This is a genomic window from Micromonospora sp. NPDC000668 (assembly GCF_042897975.1).
Taxonomy (GTDB): Bacteria; Actinomycetota; Actinomycetes; order Mycobacteriales; family Micromonosporaceae; genus Micromonospora.
In genome coordinates this window covers 1900440-1924269 of sequence record NZ_JBIAYP010000001.1, presented here as the reverse complement: position 1 = coordinate 1924269, position 23830 = coordinate 1900440, and the positions used below count along the sequence as shown (strand labels likewise).

General features: G+C 72.0%; 24 protein-coding genes, 1 pseudogene and 1 riboswitch. Of the genes and pseudogenes, 11 read left to right on the top strand and 14 right to left on the bottom strand.

Features of this window, described 5'->3' with window-relative positions; genetic code table 11:
- Window positions 1-31 precede the first annotated feature (31 nt).
- Complete coding sequence (locus tag ACFY29_RS08930; protein WP_386984458.1) at window positions 32-328, bottom strand: MTH1187 family thiamine-binding protein; 297 nt, start codon at window positions 326-328, stop codon at window positions 32-34.
- A gap of 291 nt (window positions 329-619) precedes the next feature.
- On the opposite strand from ACFY29_RS08930, the gene ACFY29_RS08925 reads away from it, so the two are divergent.
- A complete protein-coding gene (locus tag ACFY29_RS08925; protein WP_386984456.1) occupies window positions 620-1024 on the top strand; it encodes a hypothetical protein in 405 nt (134 codons plus the stop codon).
- Between the two features lie 54 nt (window positions 1025-1078).
- Here ACFY29_RS08925 and ACFY29_RS08920 read toward each other — a convergent pair whose 3' ends face one another.
- The 3 genes from ACFY29_RS08920 to ACFY29_RS08910 form a co-directional block, all read right to left on the bottom strand.
- The gene (locus ACFY29_RS08920; protein ID WP_328419304.1) at window positions 1079-1879 is read right to left on the bottom strand and encodes an energy-coupling factor transporter transmembrane component T; all 801 of its coding nucleotides are present in this window, start codon (window positions 1877-1879) and stop codon (window positions 1079-1081) included.
- Between the two features lie 19 nt (window positions 1880-1898).
- A complete protein-coding gene (locus ACFY29_RS08915; RefSeq protein WP_386984454.1) occupies window positions 1899-3314 on the bottom strand; it encodes an ABC transporter ATP-binding protein in 1416 nt (471 codons plus the stop codon).
- 110 nt (window positions 3315-3424) lie between these two features.
- A complete protein-coding gene (locus tag ACFY29_RS08910; protein WP_328419300.1) occupies window positions 3425-4015 on the bottom strand; it encodes an ECF transporter S component in 591 nt (196 codons plus the stop codon).
- Window positions 4016-4091: 76 nt separating this feature from the next.
- Window positions 4092-4196, bottom strand: a riboswitch (TPP riboswitch).
- 105 nt (window positions 4197-4301) lie between these two features.
- Between ACFY29_RS08910 and ACFY29_RS08905 the strand changes: the two genes are divergently transcribed.
- The 5 genes from ACFY29_RS08905 (at window position 4302) to ACFY29_RS08885 (ending at window position 9467) form a co-directional block, all read left to right on the top strand.
- A complete protein-coding gene (locus ACFY29_RS08905; protein ID WP_386984451.1) occupies window positions 4302-5132 on the top strand; it encodes an alpha/beta fold hydrolase in 831 nt (276 codons plus the stop codon).
- A gap of 28 nt (window positions 5133-5160) precedes the next feature.
- Window positions 5161-5967, top strand: coding sequence for an aminoglycoside N(3)-acetyltransferase (locus ACFY29_RS08900; RefSeq protein WP_386984449.1), 807 nt, complete (start codon window positions 5161-5163; stop codon window positions 5965-5967).
- Entirely contained in the window at window positions 5964-6713 is a 750-nt protein-coding gene (locus ACFY29_RS08895; RefSeq protein ID WP_328419294.1) for an SIS domain-containing protein, read from the top strand. The genes ACFY29_RS08900 and ACFY29_RS08895 overlap by 4 nt, the downstream gene beginning before the upstream one ends.
- A gap of 126 nt (window positions 6714-6839) precedes the next feature.
- Window positions 6840-7340, top strand: a complete 501-nt coding sequence (locus ACFY29_RS08890; RefSeq protein WP_328419292.1) for a DUF6328 family protein — start codon at window positions 6840-6842, stop codon at window positions 7338-7340.
- Window positions 7341-7460: 120 nt separating this feature from the next.
- Complete coding sequence (locus tag ACFY29_RS08885; protein ID WP_386984447.1) at window positions 7461-9467, top strand: acyl-CoA dehydrogenase family protein; 2007 nt, start codon at window positions 7461-7463, stop codon at window positions 9465-9467.
- A 34-nt stretch (window positions 9468-9501) separates the two neighbouring features.
- On the opposite strand, the gene ACFY29_RS08880 is transcribed toward ACFY29_RS08885, so the two are convergent.
- The 8 genes from ACFY29_RS08880 to ACFY29_RS08845 form a co-directional block, all read right to left on the bottom strand.
- On the bottom strand, window positions 9502-9669 hold the full coding sequence (locus ACFY29_RS08880) for a hypothetical protein (RefSeq protein ID WP_328419288.1): 168 nt from the start codon (window positions 9667-9669) through the stop codon (window positions 9502-9504).
- Between the two features lie 22 nt (window positions 9670-9691).
- Complete coding sequence (locus ACFY29_RS08875) at window positions 9692-10300, bottom strand: hypothetical protein (RefSeq protein ID WP_328419286.1); 609 nt, start codon at window positions 10298-10300, stop codon at window positions 9692-9694.
- A 100-nt stretch (window positions 10301-10400) separates the two neighbouring features.
- Entirely contained in the window at window positions 10401-10799 is a 399-nt protein-coding gene (locus ACFY29_RS08870; protein ID WP_328419284.1) for a Fur family transcriptional regulator, read from the bottom strand.
- The gene (locus tag ACFY29_RS08865; protein WP_282257156.1) at window positions 10796-11095 is read right to left on the bottom strand and encodes a metalloregulator ArsR/SmtB family transcription factor; all 300 of its coding nucleotides are present in this window, start codon (window positions 11093-11095) and stop codon (window positions 10796-10798) included. Before ACFY29_RS08865 ends, ACFY29_RS08870 begins: the two co-directional genes overlap by 4 nt.
- Window positions 11096-11138: 43 nt before the next feature.
- Entirely contained in the window at window positions 11139-12005 is an 867-nt protein-coding gene (locus tag ACFY29_RS08860; protein ID WP_386984444.1) for a metal ABC transporter permease, read from the bottom strand.
- 2 nt (window positions 12006-12007) lie between these two features.
- Window positions 12008-12769, bottom strand: coding sequence for a metal ABC transporter ATP-binding protein (locus ACFY29_RS08855; protein ID WP_355609022.1), 762 nt, complete (start codon window positions 12767-12769; stop codon window positions 12008-12010).
- Window positions 12766-13716: a metal ABC transporter substrate-binding protein gene (locus tag ACFY29_RS08850; RefSeq protein ID WP_328419276.1), complete on the bottom strand. Its 951-nt coding sequence runs from the start codon at window positions 13714-13716 to the stop codon at window positions 12766-12768. Before ACFY29_RS08850 ends, ACFY29_RS08855 begins: the two co-directional genes overlap by 4 nt.
- Before the next feature lie 54 nt (window positions 13717-13770).
- Entirely contained in the window at window positions 13771-14028 is a 258-nt protein-coding gene (locus ACFY29_RS08845; protein WP_328419274.1) for a hypothetical protein, read from the bottom strand.
- A 29-nt stretch (window positions 14029-14057) separates the two neighbouring features.
- Here ACFY29_RS08845 and ACFY29_RS08840 point away from each other — a divergent pair, with 29 nt between their 5' ends.
- The 4 genes from ACFY29_RS08840 (at window position 14058) to dusB (ending at window position 17634) form a co-directional block, all read left to right on the top strand.
- A complete protein-coding gene (locus ACFY29_RS08840) occupies window positions 14058-14399 on the top strand; it encodes an antibiotic biosynthesis monooxygenase (protein ID WP_386984441.1) in 342 nt (113 codons plus the stop codon).
- A 24-nt stretch (window positions 14400-14423) separates the two neighbouring features.
- The gene (locus ACFY29_RS08835) at window positions 14424-14903 is read left to right on the top strand and encodes a hypothetical protein (RefSeq protein ID WP_355609013.1); all 480 of its coding nucleotides are present in this window, start codon (window positions 14424-14426) and stop codon (window positions 14901-14903) included.
- A gap of 114 nt (window positions 14904-15017) precedes the next feature.
- Window positions 15018-16397, top strand: coding sequence for a glycine--tRNA ligase (locus tag ACFY29_RS08830; RefSeq protein WP_328419271.1), 1380 nt, complete (start codon window positions 15018-15020; stop codon window positions 16395-16397).
- 64 nt (window positions 16398-16461) lie between these two features.
- On the top strand, window positions 16462-17634 hold the full coding sequence (dusB, locus tag ACFY29_RS08825; protein WP_386984438.1) for a tRNA dihydrouridine synthase DusB: 1173 nt from the start codon (window positions 16462-16464) through the stop codon (window positions 17632-17634).
- A gap of 64 nt (window positions 17635-17698) precedes the next feature.
- Here the strand turns inward: dusB and ACFY29_RS08820 are convergent, their stop codons facing one another.
- Window positions 17699-18358, bottom strand: a complete 660-nt coding sequence (locus ACFY29_RS08820) for a C39 family peptidase (RefSeq protein ID WP_386984436.1) — start codon at window positions 18356-18358, stop codon at window positions 17699-17701.
- A 692-nt stretch (window positions 18359-19050) separates the two neighbouring features.
- A pseudogene (locus ACFY29_RS08815) lies at window positions 19051-20671 on the bottom strand (beta-N-acetylhexosaminidase); the annotation flags it as partial.
- Between the two features lie 402 nt (window positions 20672-21073).
- Here ACFY29_RS08815 and ppdK point away from each other — a divergent pair.
- Entirely contained in the window at window positions 21074-23809 is a 2736-nt protein-coding gene (gene ppdK / locus ACFY29_RS08810; RefSeq protein ID WP_328419265.1) for a pyruvate, phosphate dikinase, read from the top strand.
- Window positions 23810-23830: the final 21 nt, after the last annotated feature.

Below are 23830 nucleotides of genomic sequence, written 5' to 3'. Positions count from 1 at the left end.
TCGTCGACAGCCGGTCACCGGCCGGTAGCGCTCAGCCCTGGGCCAACCGATTCTCCACGTGGGCCACCTTCGCGGTGAGCGCGTCGGTCACTCCCGGCCGGATGTCGGCCTTGAGCACCACACTCACCCGGGGCGCCTGCGCGGCCACCACGTCGACCGCCCGCTTCACCACCGCCATCACCTCGTCCCACTCGCCCTCGACGGTGGTGAACATGGCATCCGTCCGGTTGGGCAGGCCGGACTCGCGGACCACCCGCACCGCCTCGGCCACCAGGTCACCGACGGACTCACCGACACCGAGCGGGGTAATCGAGAACGCGATCAGCATGGTGCCGATCGTGCCAGGAAAACCGGATGCGCCGGTGCCCGCCAACGGGATAGCGTCTGGGCATGCGCATCTGACGCCCCACTCTCCGAGCCGGCCCGCCGCCCCGCGCCGTGGTCCGTGCGCTCCCGGGCGTCCCGCATCCCCACCCGTCGTGCGGCGGTGCTGGCCCTGCTCGACCCCGGTGAGCAGTCCCTTCCCCGTTCGACCGTCACGCTGCGACGGTCACCAGCCGAACCGACCGACCGCCGGAGCGCGGGACCGGCCGTGTCGATCGGCCCGAAGGAGGCCCGGATGCCAGCCAGGCGCAACCCGAAGAAGTCCCGTACCCCCGCACCGACGCCGCCCGGCACCGACCCGGCAGCCGGCCGTGGCTCGCTGCCGCTACCGCTGACCCGTCCCGACCTCCCACCGGTCGAGCCGGCCCTACCGGCCATGCTGGTCGGGTCGGGGCTGCCGACCGAGCCGGCGGGGCCGGTCGACCTGTTGCCGCTGGCCGACCTGCCGACGGCAACCGAGGTGCCGGCAGGGATCGAGGTGCCGCCGGTGGTCAACGTGCCGGCGGTGGTCGACCTGCCGGCGGCCGAACGGCCAGCGGCACCGACGGCCGGACCGCCGCACGGCGGCGGCCCCCGCTCCGCTGGCGGCCGTAGCCAACGCGCCGGCCAACCCCGCCGCTACGCCTTCCGCCGCAGCTGAACCAACCCTTGTCGGCCCCGCCCCGCCCTCAGCTTTGCTGTGGGTGGGGTGGGGTCAGCCGATCAGGGGGCGGAAGGTTCCCAGGAGGATGCTGGTGGTCAGGGCAGTGCCGGCCAGCACCGCTGCGGCGACGATCAGCAGGGTGTCGGCGCGGGTGAAGGGTTGACGGCGGGCCACGGTACGCGGCGTGCCGGCGTCGAAGCCGCGGGCGTCCATCGCCACGGCCAGCCGGGTGCCCCGGCGGATCGCACCGACCAACAGCGCGAACGCCGTGGAGGTGAACAGCCGCAGCTTCGCCACCGGGTTGCGCCCGGCGTCGACGCCACGTGCCCGCCGGGCCATGCTGATCATCTGCCACTCCTGTCCGAGCAGCGGCACCAGCCGGAACGCGGCCAGCGCACCGATGGCGAACCTGGCCGGCGCCTTCGCGTTCTGGATCAGCGCGTCGGCCAGGTCGGTGGGGTCGGTGGTGGCGAAGACGATCACGCCGGGCAGGGCCACGGCGAGCACCCGCAGCACCAGGCCGAGCGCGGTGAGCAGCACTCCGGTGGTCACCAGCACCGGTCCCGCGTCCAGCAGGACCCGGCCGGACCGGTCGGCGGCGAACAGCACCAGGGTGATCAGGATGCCGGCGGCACTGACCAGCAGCGGCCACGCTCGCCGGGCCAGCACCCGGTAGCGGATGCCGAACAGCGGCAGCACGGCGAGTTCGACCGCGATGGCGATCGCCGGGGCCACCGGGTCCAGGGTGGCCAGCAGGATGAACGAGAAGAGCAGTGCGGCGGCCACCTTCGCCACCGGGTTGCGGCGGGCCAGCGGCGCACCGGGCGCGGCGACCGGCTCGATGCTGATCATCGGTTGTCGTCCCCGCTTGTCACGATCGCTCCAGGGTGACGGTGCGGTCGGCGAGCGCGGCGACGAAGTCCGCGTCGTGGGTGACCGTGACGACGCCGTGCCCGGCGTCGCGCAGGTCGGCGAAGAGGTCGACCAACTCCCGCCAGGTGCGTCGGTCCTGGCCGAAGGTGGGTTCGTCGCAGATCAGCAGACGGGGCGCGGTGGCCAGGGCGGTCGCCACGCTCAGCCGCCGCGCCTCGCCACCGGAGAGGGTGTACGGGTTGGCAGCGGCGAGCCGGGTCAGCCGCAGCCGGTCCAGCAGCCCGGCCACGGTCTCCTTGACGGCCGCCTCGGGTTGGCCGGTCCGGCGCGGACCGAGCGCCAACTCGTCGAAGACCGTGCTGGTGACGAACTGGTGCTCCGGATCCTGAAAGACCGACCCGATCCGCCGGGCCAGCGCGGGTGCCCGCCACCGGTGCGGGGGAGTGCGCTGATCCGGCCCGGCCAGCTCGGCGGACGCGGTGACCCGGCCGACGCCCGGCCGGAGCAGCCCGCCGAGCAGCAGTGCCAGGGTCGACTTGCCGGCGCCGTTGGGCCCGCGTACGGCGAGCGCCTCGCCGGCGCGTACCGCCAGGTCGGTGGGGCCCAGCCGGGGCGGCAGGCCGAGCCGGTCGGCGGTGAGCAACAGCTCGCCGGGGGCGGCGGTCGCCGGCCGGGGCGCGATGGGGTGACCCGGCACCCAGACACCCTCGGCGGCGAGGGCGTCGCCGTGCGCGGCGAAGACCGCCGCGGGCGGCCCGTCCGCGCGGACCCCGCCGCCGGGCTCCAGGACGACGACCCGGTCGACCAGCGGCAGCGCCTCGGTGACCCGGTGCTCCACCAGGATCAGCGTGGTGTCCGCGTCCAGCGCGCCGGCCACCGCACGCCGGACCAGGTCGGCGCCGGCCGGGTCGAGGTTGGCGGTCGGCTCGTCGAGCAGGAGCAGGCCGGGTCGCAGCGCCAGCGCGCCGGCCAGGGCGAGGCGTTGCTGCTCGCCGCCGGAGAGCGCGGCGGTGTTCCGATCCCGGGAGTACGGGAAGCCGACCCGATGCAGCGCCTCGTCCACCCGGGGCCAGATCTCGCCAGCCGGCACGCCCCGGTTCTCCAACCCGAACGCGACGTCGTCGCCGCAGCGGGCCATCACCAACTGGGTCTCCGGGTCCTGGAAGACGATGCCGACCCGTTCCCGCCCCTTGCGCGGGTCGAGCCCGTCGATCTCGACCGTGCCCTCCTGCTCGCCGGAGTCCTCGGGTAGCAGCCCGGCCAGTGCGCTGAGCAGGGTGCTCTTGCCGGCCCCCGAGGGCCCGAGCAGCAGCACCCGCTCCCCAACCTCGACCCGCAGGTCCACCCCACGCACCGCCCAGGCGAGGCGCCCAGCGTGCCGCCAGCCGAACCCCCGCAACTGCACCCCGCTCACCGCACCCACACCCCCACTCCGCGTCCGATCCACCCTGCCCGGTCGATCATGAGGTTGGCGGGTGTTTCGAAGATCAATCCGCCGGTCAACCTCATGATCGACACGGATGGTCAGATGGCGGGGCGGTCGCGGGCTACCGGGAAGCGGTCGAGGACGCCGGTGTTGGCCAGGGCGCGGGTGAGCAGCCAACCGCCGGCGCCGGCGAGCACCGTGGCGCTGACGATGGTGAGCAGTGCGTACGGGATGCGGTAGTCGGTGAGCGCGTAGTCGACGTTCCAGACGAAGAAGTCGAACAGGGCGGCGCTGAGCCCGGTCAGCGCGCCGGCCAGTACCGCGGTCGGCAGCCGGAACGACCGGTACCGGAAGGCGGCGAAGGCCAACTCGGCGCCGATTCCCTGCACGATGCCCTGCGGGATGACCGTGCCGGCCCACTGGCTGCCCAGCAGCGCGGAGAGGACCGCGGCCACCGTCTCGCAGTAGAGCGCGGCGCCGGGCTTGCGGATGACCAGGCCGCCGAGCACGGCCGGCATCAGCCAGACCCCGTAGAGCAGGGTCTGCGCCGGCGGGAAGAAGGCGAAGGCGCCCTCGGTGGCACTCCAGACCAGGCCCCAGGCCCAGAAGATGACGCCGAAGGCGACCGCGATCACCGAGGCGACCACGATGTCGATGGTGCGCCAGCGGTTGGTGTCGGTGTGGTTCATGTGGATGCTCCCAGTCCTGAATGGGAACCAGGAGAAGACGCACGCCGCAGCCCGGTTGGCACCGGACGGCGGCGCGGCTGGAGGTCGACCGAACTCCCTGCGCTGGCATTACCCAGATCAGGTTCGAGGGTCTGCGGGCGTGCCCGCACTCTCAGCGCTGTGCGCTCCCCTGTCGGATGTGAAGTTGTCTCGGTGACGCTAGCACCGACCGGGGGTGCCGGCCCAGCAGGACGTCCGCCACCTCGGCGGCCGGCCCGCACCACGCCGGCTGGGTAGGCTGACGATCATGCGGGTCGACGCGCGAGGTCTCACGTTCGAGGTACGCACCGGTGGCCCATCGGGCGGTGCACCCGTCGTGCTCCTGCACGGCTTCCCCCAGCACTCCGGTGAGTGGGACGAGGTCGTCCCGGCGCTGCACGCCGCCGGGCTGCGCACGTACGCGCTGGACCAGCGGGGCTACTCGCCGGGCGCCCGGCCGGCGGCGGTCGCCGAGTACCGGATCCCCGAGCTGGTCGCCGACGTGGTGGCGGTGCTCGACGCTCTCGGTCTGGACGCCGTTCACCTGGTCGGCCACGACTGGGGCGCCGTCGTGGCGTGGGCGATGGCCGCTGAGCACCCCGCGCGGGTCCGCACGCTGACCGCGGTGTCCGTGCCCCATCCGGCGGCCATGGCGCACGCGCTCGCCAACGACGGCCAGCAGAAGGCCCGCTCGTCGTACATCGCGCTGTTCCGCAAGCCGGAAAAGGCGGAGAAGGTGCTGCTGGCGTGGAACGCGACCGCGCTGCGCAAGCTGCTCGGCGGGGTGGGCGACGCGACCCGGGTGGCCCGCTACGCGGACCCGATGCGCGAGCCGGGAGCGCTCACCGCCGCCCTGAACTGGTACCGGGCGATGTCGCGCGCCGACCTGGCCGACGTCGGCCCGGTCGCGGTGCCCACCACGTACCTGTGGAGCGACCGGGACATCGCCATCGGCCGGACCGCCGCGGACGCGTGCGCCGCGAACGTGACCGGGGATTACCGCTTCGTACAACTGCCCGGGGTGAGTCACTGGATTCCGGACGCCGCGCCGGGCCCGCTGGCCGAGGCGATCCTGGCCCGGGTCGGCGGCGCGGCCTGAACCGCGCCGGGCAGCGAGGAGGACCACTGTGACGACGGACGCCGGCACGCCGGGCACCCGGCGGTCGCTCGCCGCGCAACTGCGCCTGCTGGGCGTACGCCCCGGCGCAACGCTGCTGGTGCACGCCGCGCTGCGCCCGCTGGGCTTCGTCTGCGGCGGGCCGCAGGCGGTGGTGCTCGCCCTGCGCGACGCCCTCGGCCCGGACGGCACCCTCGTGGTGCCCACCCACACTCCCGACAACAGCGACCCCGCGCAGTGGCGCAACCCGCCGGTGCCGGCGGACTGGTGGCCGCTGATCCGTGCCGAGATGCCGGGCTTCGACCCGGCGGTCACCCCGAGCCGGTACATGGGTGTGCTCGCCGAGACGGTCCGTGGCTGGCCGGGCGCACTGCGCAGCTCGCATCCGCAGGTGTCGTTCGCCGCGCTCGGGCCGGCCGCCGATCAGGTGGTGGCCGGGCACGACCGGGCCGACATGCTCGGCGAGGGCTCCCCGCTGGCCCGGCTCCACGATCTGGACGCCGACGTGCTGCTGCTCGGCGTGGACCATGACGTGAACACCTCACTGCACCTGGCCGAGTACCGCCGACCGTCCCCGCGCAGAGAGCGGCTGGGCGGGGCGGTGCGTACCGCCGATGGTGGCCGCGAATGGGTGTGGTGGCAGGACGTACGGCTCGACGAGACCGACTTCGGCGCGTTGGGCCGGGACCTGGAGGCCACCGGGGCGGTCCGCATCGGACCGGTCGGCATCGGGACCGGCAGGTTGATGAGCCAGCGGGCGGCGGTCGACTTCGCGGTGCACTGGCTGGCCCGCAACCGGACGATGGAGGATGCATGAGCGTGAGTGCCGAGGACTACCTGGCCGTGGTGACCGAGACGATCGGCCGGGTGGCCGCCAGCCAGCGGGCGGCGGTGGAGCAGGCCGCCGACCTGATCGCCGACGCGGTGCGCGCCGACGGGGTGGTGCACGCGTTCGGCACCGGGCACTCGGAGGCGCTGGCCATGGAGATCGCCGGCCGGGCCGGTGGCCTGGTGCCGACCAACCGGATCGCGTTGCGTGATCTGGTGCTGCTCGGCGGGGAGCCGGCCGAGCGGCTCGGCCCGCTGCTGGAACGGGACCCGGCGGTGGCGCACCGGCTCTACGAGCTTGCCCCGGTGCGGCCCGCTGACGTCTTCGTGCTCGCCTCGAACTCCGGGGTCAACGGCGCGATGGTGGAGTTCGCCACGTTGGTCAAGCAGCGCGGCCACGGGCTGGTGGCGATCACCTCCGCACAACATTCCGGTGGGATGGCCTCCCGGCACCCGTCCGGGCGCAAGCTGGCCGACCTCGCCGACGTGGTGCTCGACAACGGCGCACCGTACGGCGACGCGACGCTGCCGCTGCCCGGCGGTGGCGCGGTCGGCGCGGTCTCCTCGATCACCGCGGCTCTGCTGGCCCAGCAGATCACCGTGGAGGTGGTGGCCCGGTTGCTGGCGGCGGGGGAGCGGCCCCCGGTCTACCTGTCGGCGAACATCCCGGACGGCGACGCGCACAACGCGGAGTTGGAGGCCCGGTACGCGGGCCGGATCCGGCGCGGCTCCTGAGCCCGCTCGGGCAGGGCAGGTGACCGACTGGTGTCGTGAACCTGTTTCGTGCTCGGCCGGGTGGGGCATTGGCGTTGCTGCCGGCGGCCAGGATCGCCGGCAGTACCGTCGCACCGGAGGTAGCACGTGTCAAAGGAGACCGACAAGCAGCGTTGGCAGCGCAACTTCGCCGACCTGTTGCAGGAGTTGCGGGTCGCCCAGACCGGCGTGCAGATCCTCTTCGCCTTCCTGCTCACCCTGCCGTTCAGCAACGGCTTCACCCAGACCAGCGAGTTTCAGCGGGACGTCTACATCGTCGCGCTGCTCGCGGCTGCCGCCGCCACCGCGATGATCATCTCCCCGGTGGCGTTCCACCGGGCGCTGTTCCGGCAGGGCCGCAAGCCGGAGCTGGTCCGTTTCGCCCACCGGATGGCCACCGGCGGCCTCGCCTTCATGCTGATCGCGATGGTCAGCGCGGTGCTGCTGATCACCGACTTCGTGCTGGACCGGCCGATCGCCTTCGTGCTCAGCGCGCTGACCGGGCTCTGGTTCCTCACCTTCTGGATGCTCCTGCCGTTCGCCCGCCGTAACTGGGGCGAGGACGACATCGACGATGACGACGACGACCCGCGGGCCCTGGCCGACTGACGTCGTCGGGCGAGGCCGAACTCGATCTTCACGGAGCGCTACCCCTGGGTAACAACCGGGGGTAGCGTGACGGTAGTCGCGCATGTCGACGCAGCCGCACCGAGCTTCGAGGGGGCAGCCGTGACCACGACGCAGAACAGCCGACCTGCACCGGACGGCCCCGACTCCGGCGCCACCCCCAGCACCCAGGGCGGCGCGGCGCCGCTGCCGGCAGAGGCCGGGCAGGTCTCTGAGAAGGAGGCTCGGCAGGTCGCCGAGGCCGCCCGGGAGTCCGTCTGGGACCGGCCCAGCTTCGGCAAGGAGTTGTTCCTCGGCCGGTTCCGGCTCGACCTGATCGATCCGTGGCCCCGTTCCGACCCGGCCGATGTGGCCCGCGCGGAGGATTTCCTCGGCCGGTTCCGCGCCTTCCTGACGTCCGAGGTGGACGGTGCCGCCATCGAGCGGGACGGGTCCATTCCGGACGCGGTGTTCCACGGTCTGGCCGACCTCGGTGCGTTCGGCATGAAGATCGACCGCTCGTACGGCGGTCTCGGGCTGAGCAACCTGCACTACTGCCGGGCGCTGATGCTGGCCGGCTCGGTCAGCCCGGCGATCGGCGCGCTGCTCTCGGCGCACCAGTCGATCGGGGTGCCGCAGCCGCTGAAGATGTTCGGCACCGCCGAGCAGAAGCAGCGCTTCCTGCCCCGGCTCGCCGCTGGCGAGGTCTCCGCGTTCCTGCTCACCGAGCCGGACGTCGGCTCCGACCCGGCCCGGCTGGCCACCATCGCCGAGCCGACCGAGGACGGCACCGGCTACCGGCTCAACGGGGTGAAGCTGTGGGCCACCAACGGCATCGTGGCCACCCTGCTGGTGGTGATGGCCCGGGTGCCGGCCGCCGAGGGTCGGCGCGGTGGCATCACGGCGTTCGTGGTGGACGGCGACAGCACGGGCATCACGGTGGAGCGGCGCAACGAGTTCATCGGCCTGCGCGGCCTGGAAAACAGTCTCACCCGGTTCCACGACGTGTTCGTGCCGGCCGAGAACGTCATCGGCGGTGAGGGCAAGGGGCTGAAGATCGCCCTGACCACGCTGAACACCGGCCGGCTCTCACTGCCGGCGATGTGCGTGGGCGCCGGCAAGTGGGCGCTGAACGTGGCCCGGGACTGGGCTGCCGACCGGGTCCAGTGGGGTCGGCCGGTGGGCGAGCACGAGGCGGTCGCGCAGAAGCTCTCCTTCATCGCCGCCACCACGTACGGCATGGAGACGATGCTCGACCTGTGCTGCCTGCTCGCCGACGACGACCGTAACGACATCCGGATCGAGGCGGCGCTGGTCAAGCTGTACGCCAGCGAGATGGCCTGGAAGATCGCCGACGACCTGATCCAGATCCGGGGCGGGCGCGGCTACGAGACGGCCGACTCGCTGGCCGCCCGCGGCGAACGCCCGGCCGCCGTCGAGCAGATGCTGCGCGACCTGCGGATCAACCGGATCTTCGAGGGCTCCACCGAGATCATGCATCTGCTGATCGCCCGGGAGGCGGTCGACGCCCACCTGTCGGTGGCCGGCGACATCATCGATCCGGAGGCGGGGCTCGGCCGCAAGGCCCGGGCCGGCGCCCGCGCCGGGGCCTTCTACGCGAAGTGGCTGCCCACCCTGGCCGTCGGCCGGGGGCAGAACCCGTCGGCGTACGCCGAGTTCGGGCCGCTGGCCGCGCACCTGCGGCAGGTGGAGCGGTCGTCGCGCAAGCTGGCCCGGTCGACGTTCTACGCGATGTCCCGCTGGCAGGGAAAGATGGAGCGCAAGCAGGCGTTCCTCGGCCGGGTGGTGGACATCGGCGCGGAGCTGTTCGCGATGTCGGCGGTCTGCGTCCGGGCCGTCGCCGAGCGGGACAGCCGACCGGAGAACGTCGAGTTGGCCGACCTGTTCTGCCGGCAGGCCCGGGTCCGGGTGGACGCGCTGTTCAGCGCCCTCTGGGACAACACCGACTCGGTCGACACCGCCGCCGCGAAGCGGATCCTCGCCGGCCGTTACGCGGGCCTGGAGGAGGGGGTCATCACGCCGTCCGACGAGCTGCCCTGGGTGGCCGGCTGGTCGCCCGGCCCGTCCACCGCGCAGGACGTTCGCCGCCGCATCCCGCCCAAGCCGTGACCGGTGCCGCCCGGCGTGCCGTCGCACCGGGCGGTCAGCGGGAGACCGCCCAGGCCAGCACCGCCGCCAGGATCAGGCCGTTGAGCCCCGCCAGGGCCAGGTACGCCGCGGGCGGGATCTTTTTGCCCCGCCGGACGAAGGAGACCAGGACCGCGGCGTAGCCGAGCAGCAGGACGGCGATGACGATCAGGAAGTAGAACACGCCGACGACCTTAGCGGGCCAGTCAGCGACTCCTGGCGCGCAGGCCGAGTTGGCGCAGCTCCAGCGCGGCCAGCGCGTCGACCGTGTCGTCGTCGCCGCGCCGCCACGCCTCAGCCACGTCCGGCGCTATCCGGGTCAGCCGGCCCAGCGGCTGGGTGGCCAACGCGCGCAGGGCGAGCAGGTCCCGCCCGGCCGGGCCGGAGGCCAGTTGTGCGGCCGAGGAGGCCCTGCGCATCCAGCGGACCCGCAGCGGCAGCCAACCGAACAGCACCAGGCCGAGCGGGAAGATCAGCACCGCGATGGCGAGCGCGAGGGCGAGCTGGTCGACCAGGTGCTGCTGGTCGCGGCCAGCATCGGCGAGGGACCGGGCGGCGTCGGCGGCCCGCTGGAAGGGCGCGGTCAGCTCGTCGCCGACCAGCGGCACCCGGCCGACCTTGCCGCCGGCCTCGCCCAAATTGTCGGCGAGCCCGCTGCCGGCGCCCTCCAACTTCTGTCCGGGTACGGCGAGCTTCTGCACCAGGTCGTGCAGCCAGAGCGCGCCGCGGATCGCGACGTACACCCACGCGACGACGAGCAGGTCGGTGAACAACTGGCGGGCGGCGGTCGGAAAGCGATCGGCGTAGATCTTCACGCCGGACAGCGTGCCACGAACGGCCCGGCCCGGCACCCGTCGGATCAACCGCCGGGACGGCCACGACCTGAGCGGCCCCGACGCGGCCGGGGCGACGCTGTCAGTGCACGCAGGTCGGGCAGGTGCCGAAGATCTCCAGGGTGTGGCTGACGTCGGCGTACCCGTGCTGAGCCGCGACCCGGTCGGCCCAGCTCTCCACGGCCGGGCCGGCCACCTCGACGGTGCTCCCACAGGCCCGGCAGACCAGGTGGTGGTGGTGCCCCTCGCTGCAACGGCGGTAGAGATGCTCGCCGCCCGGTGGACGCATCACGTCGATCTCACCCGCGTCGGCCAGCCCCTGCAGGGTGCGGTAGACCGTCGTCAGGCCGACCCGCTCGCCGCGCTGCCGGAGCATCGCGTGCAGATCCTGGGCACTGTGGAAGCCCTCCATCTCGCCCAGCAGGGCGCTCACCGCCGAACGCTGCCGGGTGTTGCGCACCGCTGTGCTGCTCTCGCTCATGATCCCTCCCCGGCGTGGCTGACCGCGTCCGCCACGATGTGCGCCACGTGCTCGTCGACCAGGCTGTACGCAATCTCCCGACCTCGGCGGGAACCCCGCACCACGCCCGCGCCGCGAAGCACGCGCAGGTGCTGGGAGACCAGCGGTTGGGCGGCGCCGAGCTTCTCCACCAGCTCGTGCACGCACCGCTCGCCGTCGGCGAGCTCGCTGACGATGGCCAGCCGGATGGGCGCCGACAGGGCGCGGAGCAACTCGCTGGCCCCATCGAACCCCTCGTAGCCTGTTGCGCTGGTCATCCTGCAACGGTAACCAATATCGCGGACATTCCGCTGATCCGGCTCAGCGGAGCACGACCTCGTGCGGTTCCGGGGCCAGCGCGGCGGTCGGGGTCGCCCGGCGGCGCACCGCCCGCCAGACCCCGCCGGCCACGGCCACCACCAGGAAGGAGGCGATCGCCACCAGCACGACCGAGGCGCCCGGCGCGGTGTCCGCCGTCGCCGCCACCCAGACGCCGGAGCCGGCGGCGAAGAACCCGAGCGCCATGGCGGCGGTCATCGTGCTGCGGAAGCCCCGGGTGGCCTGCTGGGCGGTGGCCACCGGAACCACCATCAGCGCGCTGATCAGCAGCACCCCGACGGCCCGCATCGCGATGGTCACGGTGATCGCGGTGGTGACCGCGATCAGCAGGTTGAGCGTGCGCACCGGCAGGCCGGAGACCCGGGCGTACTCCTCGTCGTGACTGACCGCGAAGAGCGCCGGCCGCAACGCGATCATGGTGACGAGGATCGCCGCGCCGAGCACCCCGATAGTGGTCAGGTCGGCGGACGAGATGGTGGTCAGCGACCCGAACAGGTAGGCGTTGAGGTTGGCGCTGGTGGCATCGGAGAGGCCGACCAGCAGCACACCGCCGGCGATGCCGCCGTAGAAGAGCAGGGCCAGGGCCAGATCGCCGGAGGTACGCCCGCGAGCGCGGACCAGCTCGATGGCGATCGCGCCGGCGGTCGCGACGATCACCGCCACCAGCACCGGCGAGCGGTTGAGCAGCAGGCCCGCGCCGACGCCGGTCAACGCCACGTGCCCGATGCCGTCGCCGATCAGCGTGAGCCGGCGCTGCACCAGGTAGATGCCGAGCGCTGGCGCGGCCAGGCCGATCACCAGGGCGGCGATCAGGGCGCGCTGCATGTACGGGTACTGGAAGAGTTCCATGGTCAGTTGCTCCACAGCCCGGCGGGCTCGTCGGGACCGTGCGGGTGCACGTGGTCGTGGTCGGGCTCCGCGTGATGGCCGGCCGGATCCGGCACGGCGCCGTCGTGACAGATCCCGCCCTGGTGGACGACGACCGCCCGGCTGATCACCGGTCGCAGCGGGCCCAACTCGTGGGCCACCAGCAGCACCGTGCCGCCATCGGCCACGAAGCCGCGCAGCGCGGCGGCGAACGCCTCCTGGCTGGCCGCGTCCACCCCGGCGGTGGGCTCGTCGAGGACCAGCAGCTCCGGCTGGCCGGCCAGCGCGCGGGCGATCAGGGTGCGCTGCTGCTGGCCGCCGGAGAGGGTGGACACCGGGTCGGCGGCCCGGTCGGCGAGCCCGACCGCGTGCAGCGCGGCGTCGACGGCGGCCCGGTCGGTCGCACCCGGCGGACGGAGGATCCCCCGGCGGGCCAGCCGGCCCGAGGCCACCACCTCGCGGACGGTGGCCGGCACGCCGCCGCCCGCGCCCAGCCGCTGCGGGACGTACCCGATGCGTTCCCACTGCCGGAAGCGGCGCAACGGCCGGTCGAAGAGGGTGATCGAGCCGGCGCTGAGCGGCACCAGCCCGAGCACGGCGCGGATCAGCGTGGACTTGCCGGAGCCGTTGGCCCCGAGCACCGCGACCACCTCCCCGGCGGTCACGGTGAGCGAGACGTCCCGGAGCACGGGGCGGCCGTCGTAGCCGACCACCCCGTGCTCGACGGTGATGACGGGTGCGCTCACGAGCAGCTCAACGCCGTCCGCAGGGTCTGCAGGTTGGTACGCATCACCGAAAGGTAGTCCGCGCCGCTGCCGGCGGCGAGCCCTTCGATCGGGTCCAGCACGGCGGTCTTCGCGCCGACCTGACCAGCGATGGTCTCGGCGACCTTCGGGCTGACCAGCGTCTCGAAGAAGATCGTGGTGGCCTGGTGCTCCTTCGCCTCCTCGATCACCTGCGCGAGCCGCTGCGGCGAGGGCTCGACGTCCGGGGTCAGCCCGGTGATGCCGACCTGGTCGAGCTTGTACCGGTCGGCCAGGTAGCCGAACGCGGTGTGGCTGGTCACGATCTCCCGCCGCTGGCAGGTCTGCAATCCCTGGTTGAACTCGCCGTCCAGGGCCGTCAGGTCGGCGCGCAGTGCCGCGGAGCGGGCGGTGTAGTCGGCGGCGTGGTCCGGGTCGGCCTTGCCGAGCCGCTGGGCGAGCTGGTCGCCGATGCCGGCCAGCCGGGTCGGGTCGAGCCAGACGTGCGGGTCCTTGCCGCCGCCGTGCTCCTCCTCGCCGTGCTCCTCCTCGCCCTCGTGGTTGTGCCCCCCGGCGGTCGCGTCCAGCAGCGGCTGCACGCTGGTCACGTCGAACGCCCGGTCGCCACCGCTCTGCGCGATGGCGTCGTCCACCGCCGGCTGGAAACCCTTCAGGTAGACGATCAGCTCCGCCTCACTGACCTGGCCGACCTGGCTCGGGCTGAGCTCCAGGTCGTGCGGCTCGGCGCCGGGCTTGGCGAGGTTGGTGACCCGGACCGCGTCGCCGCCGATCCGCTCGGCCAGGAACTGGAGTGGGTAGAACGCGGCCACCACGTCGACCCGTTGGGGATCGGCGCCGGCGGCACCGCCGGTGGAACAGCCGGCCCCGGCGCTCAGGGCGAGCACAGCGGTGGCGGCGGCCAGGACACGGGACGTGGTGCGGTTGGTCATGCCGCCAACTGTCCGTCGTAACGATAATGATTGTCAAAAACGCATGAGTGCATGTCAGAGCAGCTTCGCCAGACCCACCGTGACCAGCAGGGTCAGCATCAGCAGCCGGATCAACCGCGTCTGCGGGGCCTGAACCGGCCAGGTGGTGACCATCAGGGCGATCAGGCCCGCGGCGAGCGCGAGCGTCAGCAGCCCGCCGATCACGCCGGGGGTGAAGAACGCGACCAGCACCACCACCAGGGTGAGCAGGAACACCGACGTCGGGTTCGCCCCGGCCAACCGGGCGAGCAGAGGGCGCTGCGTACGCTGCATCCCACAGACTCTACGAGGAGGAACCCCCGGTGCTGGTGACCAACCGGTTCGTGGTCGACGTCGATGTCGCCGACGACTTCACCGAACGGGCGCACGCCGCCCTCACCGCGCTGGCCGCCCGGCCCGGCTACCTGCGCGGTCAACTGGTCCGGGCGCTGGACGACCCCCGGTACTGGTCCCTGGTCACCGAGTGGGAGTCGGTCGGCACCTACCGGCGGGCGCTGGGTGCCTTCGAGGTCAAGGTGAGCGCCGTGCCGTTACTCGCCGAGTCCGTTGACGAGCCGTCCGCGTACGAGGGGCTGGCCAGTGCGGCGCCCGGTGGGGCCGTGGTCATCGCCGAGAGTGATCGGGCTGCTGGTCCTTACCGCTGAGCCGTCTGGCACTACCCTGCTCCTATGACCGCACCCGCCCCGCCACCCGGTCCCGGGGTGGCTCCGCCGTTCGCCGCGCCGCCCACCGAGGGCCGCCGGACCCGGCTCTGGATCGGCCTCGGCGTCGGCGCGCTCGCCGTGCTGCTCTGCTGCGGCGGGGGTGGCGCGGCCGTGGTCGGCCTGGCCGTCAGCGGTGTGCAGGCGATCCGCGAACAGGGCCGCACCGTGACCGGCGACTACTACCAGGCGCTGGTCGAGCGGAACTACGGGCGGGCCTACGACCAGCTCTGCGACGACGCGCAGCGGCGCGAGTCCCGCCCCGAGTTCGAGCGGCGGGCGGCCGCCGAGCCGCAGGTCGCCGCCTTCCGGGTGGGTGAGGTGGACACCACCAACCTGACCGTTCCGGTGGACGTGACGCTCGACGGCGGCGACCGGGAACAGCAGCAGGTGAGCCTGGGCCAGGACGGTCAGACCGGCGGCATGGAGGTCTGCGGGGTGAGCTGACCCGCCCCCGGTATTCTCCTGGGCTCGGGGCGACGGTGGTCGTACCGTTGTCCCGAACCGACCGTTCCATCCACATCTCGCCCCCGCCGACCGCCAGCCGGCGTAGGAGGAAACATGCCAGCCGACCGTATCGACGCCGTCGTCAGCCTCGCCAAGCGCCGAGGCTTCGTCTTCCCCTCCAGCGAGATCTACGGAGGCACCCGATCGGCGTGGGACTACGGTCCGCTCGGCGTGGAGCTGAAGGAGAACGTCCGCCGGCAGTGGTGGAAGACCATGGTCCAGCAGCGCGACGACGTGGTCGGCCTCGACTCCGCGGTGATCCTGGCCCGCAAGGTGTGGGAGGCGTCCGGCCACATCGCCGAGTTCGTCGACCCGCTCACCGAGTGCCAGTTCTGCCACAAGCGGTTCCGGGCTGACCACCTGGAGGAGGCGTACGCCGAGAAGCACGGCAAGCCGCTGACCTCGCTCGCCGAGCTGAACTGCCCCAACTGCGGCAACAAGGGCACCTTCACCGAGCCGAAGATGTTCAACGGCCTGATGAAGACCTACCTGGGCCCGGTGGAGAGCGACGAAGGGCTGCACTACCTGCGCCCGGAGACCGCCCAGGGCATCTTCGTCAACTACAAGAACGTCGAGACGGTCGCCCGCAAGAAGCCGCCGTTCGGCATCGCGCAGACCGGCAAGTCGTTCCGCAACGAGATCACCCCGGGCAACTTCATCTTCCGGACCCGCGAGTTCGAGCAGATGGAGATGGAGTTCTTCGTCGAGCCGGGCACCGACGAGCAGTGGCACGAGTACTGGCTCCAGGAGCGCTGGAACTGGTACCTCGACCTGGGCCTGTCGGCCGACAACCTGCGCCTGTACGAGCACCCCAAGGAGAAGCTCTCCCACTACTCGAAGCGGACGGTGGATATTGAGTACCGCTTCCAGTTCGGCGGCACCGAGTTCGCCGAGCTGGAGGGAGTGGCCAACCGCACCGACTTCGACCTCTCCACGCACAGCAAGCACTCCGGCGTCGACCTGTCCTACTTCGATCAGACCAAGAGCGAGCGCTGGATGCCGTACGTCATCGAGCCGGCCGCTGGTCTGACCCGCGCGGTGCTCGCCTTCCTGCTGGAGGCGTACGACGAGGACGAGGCGCCGAACACCAAGGGCGGCGTGGACAAGCGCACCGTGATGCGGTTCGACCCGCGGCTGGCCCCGGTCAAGGTGGCGGTGCTGCCGCTGTCCCGCAACGAGGCGCTGTCGCCGAAGGCGAAGGATCTCGCCGCGCTGCTGCGCAAGCGCTGGGTGGTGGAGTTCGACGACTCGCAGGCGATCGGCCGCCGGTACCGCCGGCAGGACGAGATCGGCACGCCGTTCTGTGTGACGGTCGACTTCGACACCCTGGACGACAACGCCGTGACGGTCCGCAACCGGGACACCATGGCCCAGGAGCGGATCTCCCTGGACCAGGTCGAGCGTTACCTGATCGAGCGCCTCCCCGGCTGCTGAGACGGTGGTTACGGGGCCTCGGCCGACGCGGAAAGCGCCGGCCGAGGCCCCGTACACTTGTCCGGTGACCGCCTCGACCGTCCCTGCGCTGCGCCCGTTGACTCTCGGGCGGTACCAGGTGTGGCCGCCGGTGGTGCTCGCGCCGATGGCCGGGATCACCAACGTCGGATTCCGCCGGCTCTGCCGGGAGCAGGGCGGCGGCATCTACGTCTGCGAGATGATCACCACCCGGGCGCTGGTCGAGCGGAACCCGAAGACGCTGCACATGATCGCGTTCGGCGCGGACGAGCAGCCGCGAAGCCTCCAGCTCTACGGCACCGACCCGGAGATCACCGCCGCCGCGGTGCGGATCGTGGTCGAGCGCAACCTGGCCGATCACATCGACCTCAACTTCGGCTGTCCGGTGCCCAAGGTGACCCGCCGGGGTGGCGGCGCGGCGCTCCCGTGGCGGCGCCGGCTCTTCGCCCGGCTGGTGAAGGCCGCGGTGGACGCCGCGACACCGGCCGGCGTGCCGGTCACCGTGAAGATGCGCAAGGGAATCGACGACGACCATCTGACGTACGTCGAGGCCGGGCTCGCCGCGCAGGACGCTCGGGTGGCCGCGGTCGCCCTGCACGGGCGGACGGCCGGGCAGCGCTACTCGGGCACCGCCGACTGGGATGCGATAGCCACCCTCAAGCAGGCCCTGGACGTGCCGGTGCTCGGCAACGGCGACATCTGGGAGGCCGACGACGCTCTGCGGATGGTCGCCCACACCGGGGTCGACGGCGTGGTGGTCGGGCGCGGATGCCTGGGCCGCCCGTGGCTCTTCGCTGACCTGGAGGCCGCCTTCAACGGCCGGCCGGAGCGGCGGCTGCCCACCCTCGGCGAGGTGGCGGTGACCATGCGCCGGCACGCCGAGCTGTTGGTCGACCAGTTCGTCGCGGGCGCGCGCAACCCAGCCCGGGGCGAGCGGGACGGCTGCACCGACTTCCGCAAGCACGTCGCCTGGTACCTCAAGGGTTTTCCGGTCGGCGGCGAGCTGCGCCGCTCGCTGGCGATGATCGAGAGCCTGGCTCAGCTCGACGATCTGCTTGGCAAGCTTGACCCGGCGGAGCCGTTCCCGGTGGCAGCCCTGGGCCAGCCGCGCGGGCGGACGAACTCCCCGGGCAAGGTCTTCCTGCCGGACGGCTGGCTGGCCAGCCGGGACGATGACGTCGTACCCGAGGGCGCGGAGATGGACGACTCCGGCGGCTGACCGAATGACGACGAAGGGCCGGACCCCGCTAGGGGTCCGGCCCTTCGTCGTTGGTTGCTGGGTGTCAGCTGGTGGCGTAGCCGCGGGTGGCGATCCAGTCGGCGAGGTGCTCGACGGTGACCTCGTAGGAGGCCTGGTTCGGATCGGCGGAGTCGGCGATCTTCACGATGTTGCCGTTGTCGCGGTAGCCGACGACGCTGATGTAGTGCCCACCCTCGAACGAGTGGCTGGTGCCGTCGACGTCGACGCTGGTGCCGGCGATGTTCGCCACCACAGCCCGACCGTCATCCACGGTCTTCACGACGTCGGCGCGCAGCTTGTCGGTCTGCTTGCTGTCAGCGGCGGGGGTGCTGATCTCGACGCTGCGGTAGGCGTCGTTCTTACCGGTTTCCTTGTTCAGGACCGGGGTGATGTCGTTGATGGAGTTGGTGCCGGCCTCGGTGGTGCCCATCTCCTTGGCCATCGCGTCCACGCTGATGTCCTTGCCCTGCACGGACAGGGCGTTACGGGCGGCGGCGGGACCGCAGTAGTAGAAGTTCGGCTGCGCCTCGTAGCGCACACCCAGCTGACGCTCACCCGACGACTTCCGATCCGACTGGTTTTGCGTAGCGGGCTTGGCATCCGACGCGGCGTAAGCGGCGGTCACCGGACCGGCGATCGCGCCGCCGGTGAAGGCGAGCCCAGCAGCGGTCAGAGCGGTCTTACGAATCAGATCGGTACGCATAATGGCGTGCTCCTCTGCATCGGGGGTGCACGCGGCAGGGGGATGCCGCGTCAAGGAAGTTCAAGAAGGGGGGAACGGTCCGGCGATCCGGGGGGGACCTGCTCGGGGTTCCGGGGATGTAACCGCGGCGGCCGGTCGGGTGTTCCCAACGGCTGGCGGCTGGCTACAGGGGGATGTAACCGGGGCGGCCTGGCCGGTGTTCCCGGCGGCTGCCGCGCACCGGGCCAGGGGGCCACGGTCGCATGCCAGGTATAACGACCCGGGCCGGCCCCCGATTCCACGCTGAAGGTGGCCCCGACCACGGGACGACCCACCCCACAACCAGACACCGACCCATCCGGCTTACATCCCGAACCGGACACCACACCCACGTGGCCGCCCACGTCGACCGGCGTCTAGCCACGCCCTTTCCGGGAAAGTGCTGCCTCCAGACGCGCCGAGGCCACACCTTCCCGGAAAGTGCGCAGACCTAGGAGGCCGCCGCCGTGCGTCGGCCGGGTGCGTGCCTTTGAGCGTGATGACTCTGAGGTATCAATATGACTCTCAGGTATCACGCTCAACAGTGCGGGTGTCCCGCCGCCGTCGACCCGCCCGAGCGTCGGTCTCCCGGCCGACTCGCGGCCCGCGAGGGGCCTGGGTGACGGGTGGGGCGAGGTCGCGGGTGCGGGGCGGTCAGAGCTGGTCGGCGACTGGGGCGGGGGCGGTGCCGGGGCCGGGCTGGGTCGGGAGGTGTGGGCGGGTCGGCTGGGCGGAGCCGATCCCCTCAGCGGGCCAGGGGACTTCGGGGGAGAGGTGGAAAGTGATCCCGGCGGTACTCCAGCGCGGGCCGTGTCCGGCCAGCCGGTCGCGGAAACCGGCCCAGTCGTGCGTAGCCCGGGGCGACCAGCCCAGCTCGGCGATGGCGGGTAGCCGAGGGAACAGCATGAACTCGATCTCGGCCAGCGAGGTGATCGACTCGGTCCAGAGCGGGGCCTCCACGCCGAGTACCGCCGCCTCTGGCACGCCCGTCACGTGTGACCCGGGATCCCAGTCGTACGCGCGTCGCACGTCGATCAGGCCGGCCCAGTCCTGCCCGACCGGGGTGTCCGGGGCGTACTTCATGTCCAGGTAGGCGTGGTTGCCGGGGGAGACGATCAGCTGGGCGCCCTGGCGTACCGCCTCGGCAGTGATGGCCGAGTCCTCGCCGTTCGTGCCCCACCACTGGAGCACCCGTCCGTCGGCGTGCGCGGCCGGGGCGAGCTGGTGCCAGCCGACGACGGTCTTACCGGTGTCGGCGACGATCCGCTGCACCCGCTCGACGAAACCGGTGTACACCTCGCCCTTGACCTTGAACGCCTCGTCGCCGCCGATGTGCAGCCACGGCCCCGGGGTGAGCGCGGCCAGCTCACCCAGCACGTCGGCGATGAAGTCGTACGTCCGCTCGTCGGCCGGGTCGACGTAGCTGAAGCCGACCTCGGTGCCGGTGTACGGCGGCGGTGCGACCTTGTCCGGTGCCAGTTCCGGGTACGCGACCAGCGCGGCGTTGGTGTGGCCGGGCAGGTCGATCTCCGGCACCACGGTGATGTGCCGAGCGGCGGCGTACTCGACGATCCTGCGGTAGTCGGCCTTCGTGTAGAACCCGCCGGGGCCGTCGCCGACCTCGGTCGTCCCGCCGACGGCGGTCAATCGTGGCCGGGAGTCGACGGCGATCCGCCAACCCTGGTCGTCGGTCAGGTGCAGGTGCAGGTGGTTGAGCTTGTACCGGGCCAGGTGGTCGATCACCCGGAGTACGTCGGCGACGGCGAAGAAGTGCCGCGCCACGTCGAGCATCGCGCCCCGGTACGGGAACCGGGGCCGGTCGACGATCGACCCGCCGGGCAGCATCCAGTGCTCGGCGACCGGGACCGGGCTCTCGATCGCCGGTGGCAGCAGTTGACGCAGGGTCTGCGCGCCGTAGAAGAGGCCGGCGGCGGTGACGGCGGTGATGGTGACCCCGGTCCGGGTCACGGCCAGCCGGTACCCCTCGGCGCCCAGGCCGTCGTCGTCGGTCAGGACCAGCGCGATGCCGTCGACCGGTGCCGGCCCGGCGGCGTCGGTCACCGGCAGCGGGTATCGGGTGGCCGGACGCAGCAGCTCGGCGAGCTGTTCGGCGACCGCCAGCGCGGCGGGATCGGCGCTGGCCACGATGACCGCCTCGGCCGGCAGCAGCCAGTCCTCGGCCGGGTTCGGCTCGACCTCCTGCGGGGCGGGCACGACGTCGGCCAGGCGAACCGGGGCCGGCGGGGCGAGCAGCTCACCGGCGGCCCGTTCGGCGGCCCGGGCCAGCGTGGCCGCGTCCGGTTCGTGCCCCGACAGTGAGATCGGGTCGGTGGATTCGGCCGCGCCGGGGGTGGCGGCGGATCCGGGGGAGGAGAAGGTCGACACGGCGGCGGCTCCGGGGGTGTATTCGCGCCGAATATGGCAAAAGTGAGTTTCGCTGGCTGCGTTGCCATCAAGAGTACGGCGAGAGGGCGGGATGCGTGATCGTGCGCGTGGAAGCGTTCCCAAAAACCGGTACGAACGCGGATAGTCGTGATGGCTGTGCCTATTGTCACCGAACGGTCCCCGGCCGCTCGATGTTCGCTTAACCTTCGCCCACCGATCGATGTCAACCCCGGGATTACCGGTGGTCCGTCCCGGGGTATGAGGAAACTGAACCTTCGTTAAGTGTCAATCCGGCGCGCGTGGGAGGCTCTGGTGGCAGCGCAAGAGACCGTCGATCACAAGTACGTTTACGACTTCTCCGAGGGCAACAAGGACCTCAAGGACCTGCTCGGCGGCAAGGGCGCAAACCTGGCCGAGATGACCAACCTCGGGCTGCCGGTGCCCCCCGGCTTCATCATCACCACCGAGGCCTGTCAGGCATACCTCGCGACCGGCCGGGAGCCGGACGGGCTCGCCGGCCAGATCGAGGCGCACCTGGAATCGCTGGAGCGCGCGATGGGCAAGCGCCTCGGCGACCCGCAGGACCCCCTGCTGGTCTCCGTCCGTTCCGGCGCCAAGTTCTCCATGCCCGGCATGATGGAGACCGTCCTCAACGTCGGCCTCAACGACCAGAGCGTGCTGGGGCTCTCCGCCCAGGCGGGCGGCTCCACTGACCAGGCCGCCTCCGGCGGCGCGAACAGATTCGCCTGGGACTCCTACCGGCGACTCATCCAGATGTTCGGCAAGACCGTCTGCGACGTGCCGGGCGAGGAGTTCGAGCACGCCCTCGACGAGGTCAAGCGCGCCAAGGGCACCCACAACGACCTGGACCTGGACGCCGACGACCTGCGTGGGCTGGTCGACTCGTACAAGAAGATCTTCGTCAAGCACACCGGTCGGGAGTTCCCGCAGCAGCCACGCGAACAGCTCGACCTGGCCATCCGGGCGGTCTTCGAGTCGTGGAACGCCGAGCGCGCGGTGCTCTACCGCCGCCAGGAGCGGATCCCGGCCGACCTCGGCACCGCGGTCAACGTGGTTTCCATGGTCTTCGGCAACCTCGGCCCGGACTCCGGCACCGGCGTCGCGTTCACCCGGGACCCGGCCAGCGGCGCGCAGGGCATCTACGGCGACTACCTGGCCAACGCCCAGGGCGAGGACGTCGTCGCCGGCATCCGCAACACGGTGCCGTTGCAGGAGTTGGAGCAGCTCGACAAGTCCTCCTACGACGAGCTGCTCGGCATCATGGCCCGGCTGGAGGAGCACTACAAGGACCTCTGTGACATCGAGTTCACCATCGAACGCGGCAAGCTCTGGATGCTGCAGACGCGGGTCGGCAAGCGCACCGCCGCCGCCGCGTTCGTCATCGCCGGGCAGTTGATCGACGAGGGCCTGATCGACCTGGACGAGGCGCTGCACCGGGTCAACGGCGCGCAGTTGGCCCAGCTGATGTTCCCGCGCTTCCAGCTCGACCACGACTTCCAGCCGGTCGCCAAGGGCATCGGCGCCTCGCCCGGCGCGGCATCGGGCAAGGTGGTCTTCACCTCCGCCCGGGCCGTCGAGCTGGCCGCCGAGGGCGAGTCGGTGATCCTGGTCCGCCGGGAGACCAACCCGGACGACCTGAACGGCATGATCGCCGCCAAGGGCATTCTCACCTCGCGCGGCGGTAAGACCAGCCACGCCGCCGTGGTGGCCCGGGGGATGGGCAAGACCTGCGTCTCCGGCGCCGACGAGATCGACGTGAACGTGCCCGCGAAGCGGTTCACCGTGGCCGGGCAGACCGTCGGCGAGGGCGACGTCGTCTCCATCGACGGCACCACCGGCAAGGTCTACCTGGGCGAGGTGCCGGTCATGCCGTCGGAGGTGGTGCAGTACTTCGAGGGCAGTCTCGACCCCGCGCACATCGACAACGCGCTGGTTCGGGCCGTACACCGGATCATGACGCACGCCGACGACAAGCGGCGGCTCGCGGTCCGCACGAACGCCGACACCGGCGCGGACGCCGCCCGGGCCCGGCGCTTCGGCGCCGAGGGCATCGGGCTCTGCCGCACCGAACACATGTTCCTCGGCGACCGGCGCGAGCTGGTCGAGCGACTGATCCTGGCCCGAGCCGAGGGTGAGCGCGAGGCAGCGCTGGCGGCGCTGCTGCCGTTGCAGCGGGCCGACTTCGAGGAGATCTTCCGCGAGATGGACGGGCTGCCGGTCACCGTCCGGCTGATCGACCCGCCACTGCACGAGTTCCTGCCGCCGCTGGAGCAGCTCGCGGTCAACGTCGCGGTCGCCCAGGAGCGCGGCGAGGACGTGGCCAAGGAGGAGGCGCTGCTCGCCGCCGTCCGGCGGATGCACGAGGAGAACCCGATGCTCGGGCTGCGGGGCGTCCGCCTCGGCCTGGTCATCCCCGGCCTGTTCGCGATGCAGGTCCGGGCCATCGCCGAGGCGGCTGTCACCTGCGCCCGTGGCGGCGGGACAGCCAAGCCGGAGATCATGGTGCCGCTGGTCGGCGCCGTGCAGGAGCTGGAGACGGTCCGCGCCGAGGCCGAGAAGATCATCGCCGAGGTGGTCGGGGACAGTGGGGTCGAGGTGCTGATCGGCACCATGATCGAGGTGCCCCGGGCGGCGCTGACCGCCGGTCAGATCGCCGAGGCGGCGGAGTTCTTCTCCTTCGGCACCAACGACCTGACCCAGATGGGCTGGGGCTTCTCCCGCGACGACGTCGAGGGCGCGTTCTTCTGGCGCTACCTGGAGTTGGGCATCTTCGGCATCTCGCCGTTCGAGTCGATCGACCGCGACGGCGTGGGCCGGCTGGTGCGGATCGCCGCCGAGGAGGGCCGGGCCGCCCGGCCCGGGCTGAAGCTCGGTGTCTGCGGCGAGCACGGCGGCGACCCCGACTCGGTGCACTTCTTCCACGAGGTCGGTCTGGACTACGTCTCCTGCTCGCCGTTCCGGGTGCCGGTGGCCCGGCTGGAGGCCGGTCGGGCGGCGGTGGAGACCGGCGGGTCGGACAGCCGCTGACGCAGGGCCGGCGGTGGACCG

Coding starts and splice junctions, on each gene's coding strand:
- ACFY29_RS08930 (WP_386984458.1), bottom strand. CDS start 328: ATGCTGATCGCGTTCTCGATTACCCCGCTCGGTGTCGGTGAGTCCGTC.
- ACFY29_RS08925 (WP_386984456.1), top strand. CDS start 620: ATGCCAGCCAGGCGCAACCCGAAGAAGTCCCGTACCCCCGCACCGACG.
- ACFY29_RS08920 (WP_328419304.1), bottom strand. CDS start 1,879: ATGATCAGCATCGAGCCGGTCGCCGCGCCCGGTGCGCCGCTGGCCCGC.
- ACFY29_RS08910 (WP_328419300.1), bottom strand. CDS start 4,015: ATGAACCACACCGACACCAACCGCTGGCGCACCATCGACATCGTGGTC.
- ACFY29_RS08905 (WP_386984451.1), top strand. CDS start 4,302: ATGCGGGTCGACGCGCGAGGTCTCACGTTCGAGGTACGCACCGGTGGC.
- ACFY29_RS08895 (WP_328419294.1), top strand. CDS start 5,964: ATGAGCGTGAGTGCCGAGGACTACCTGGCCGTGGTGACCGAGACGATC.
- ACFY29_RS08870 (WP_328419284.1), bottom strand. CDS start 10,799: ATGAGCGAGAGCAGCACAGCGGTGCGCAACACCCGGCAGCGTTCGGCG.
- ACFY29_RS08865 (WP_282257156.1), bottom strand. CDS start 11,095: ATGACCAGCGCAACAGGCTACGAGGGGTTCGATGGGGCCAGCGAGTTG.
- ACFY29_RS08860 (WP_386984444.1), bottom strand. CDS start 12,005: ATGGAACTCTTCCAGTACCCGTACATGCAGCGCGCCCTGATCGCCGCC.
- ACFY29_RS08850 (WP_328419276.1), bottom strand. CDS start 13,716: ATGACCAACCGCACCACGTCCCGTGTCCTGGCCGCCGCCACCGCTGTG.
- ACFY29_RS08845 (WP_328419274.1), bottom strand. CDS start 14,028: ATGCAGCGTACGCAGCGCCCTCTGCTCGCCCGGTTGGCCGGGGCGAAC.
- ACFY29_RS08835 (WP_355609013.1), top strand. CDS start 14,424: ATGACCGCACCCGCCCCGCCACCCGGTCCCGGGGTGGCTCCGCCGTTC.
- ACFY29_RS08830 (WP_328419271.1), top strand. CDS start 15,018: ATGCCAGCCGACCGTATCGACGCCGTCGTCAGCCTCGCCAAGCGCCGA.
- ACFY29_RS08820 (WP_386984436.1), bottom strand. CDS start 18,358: ATGCGTACCGATCTGATTCGTAAGACCGCTCTGACCGCTGCTGGGCTC.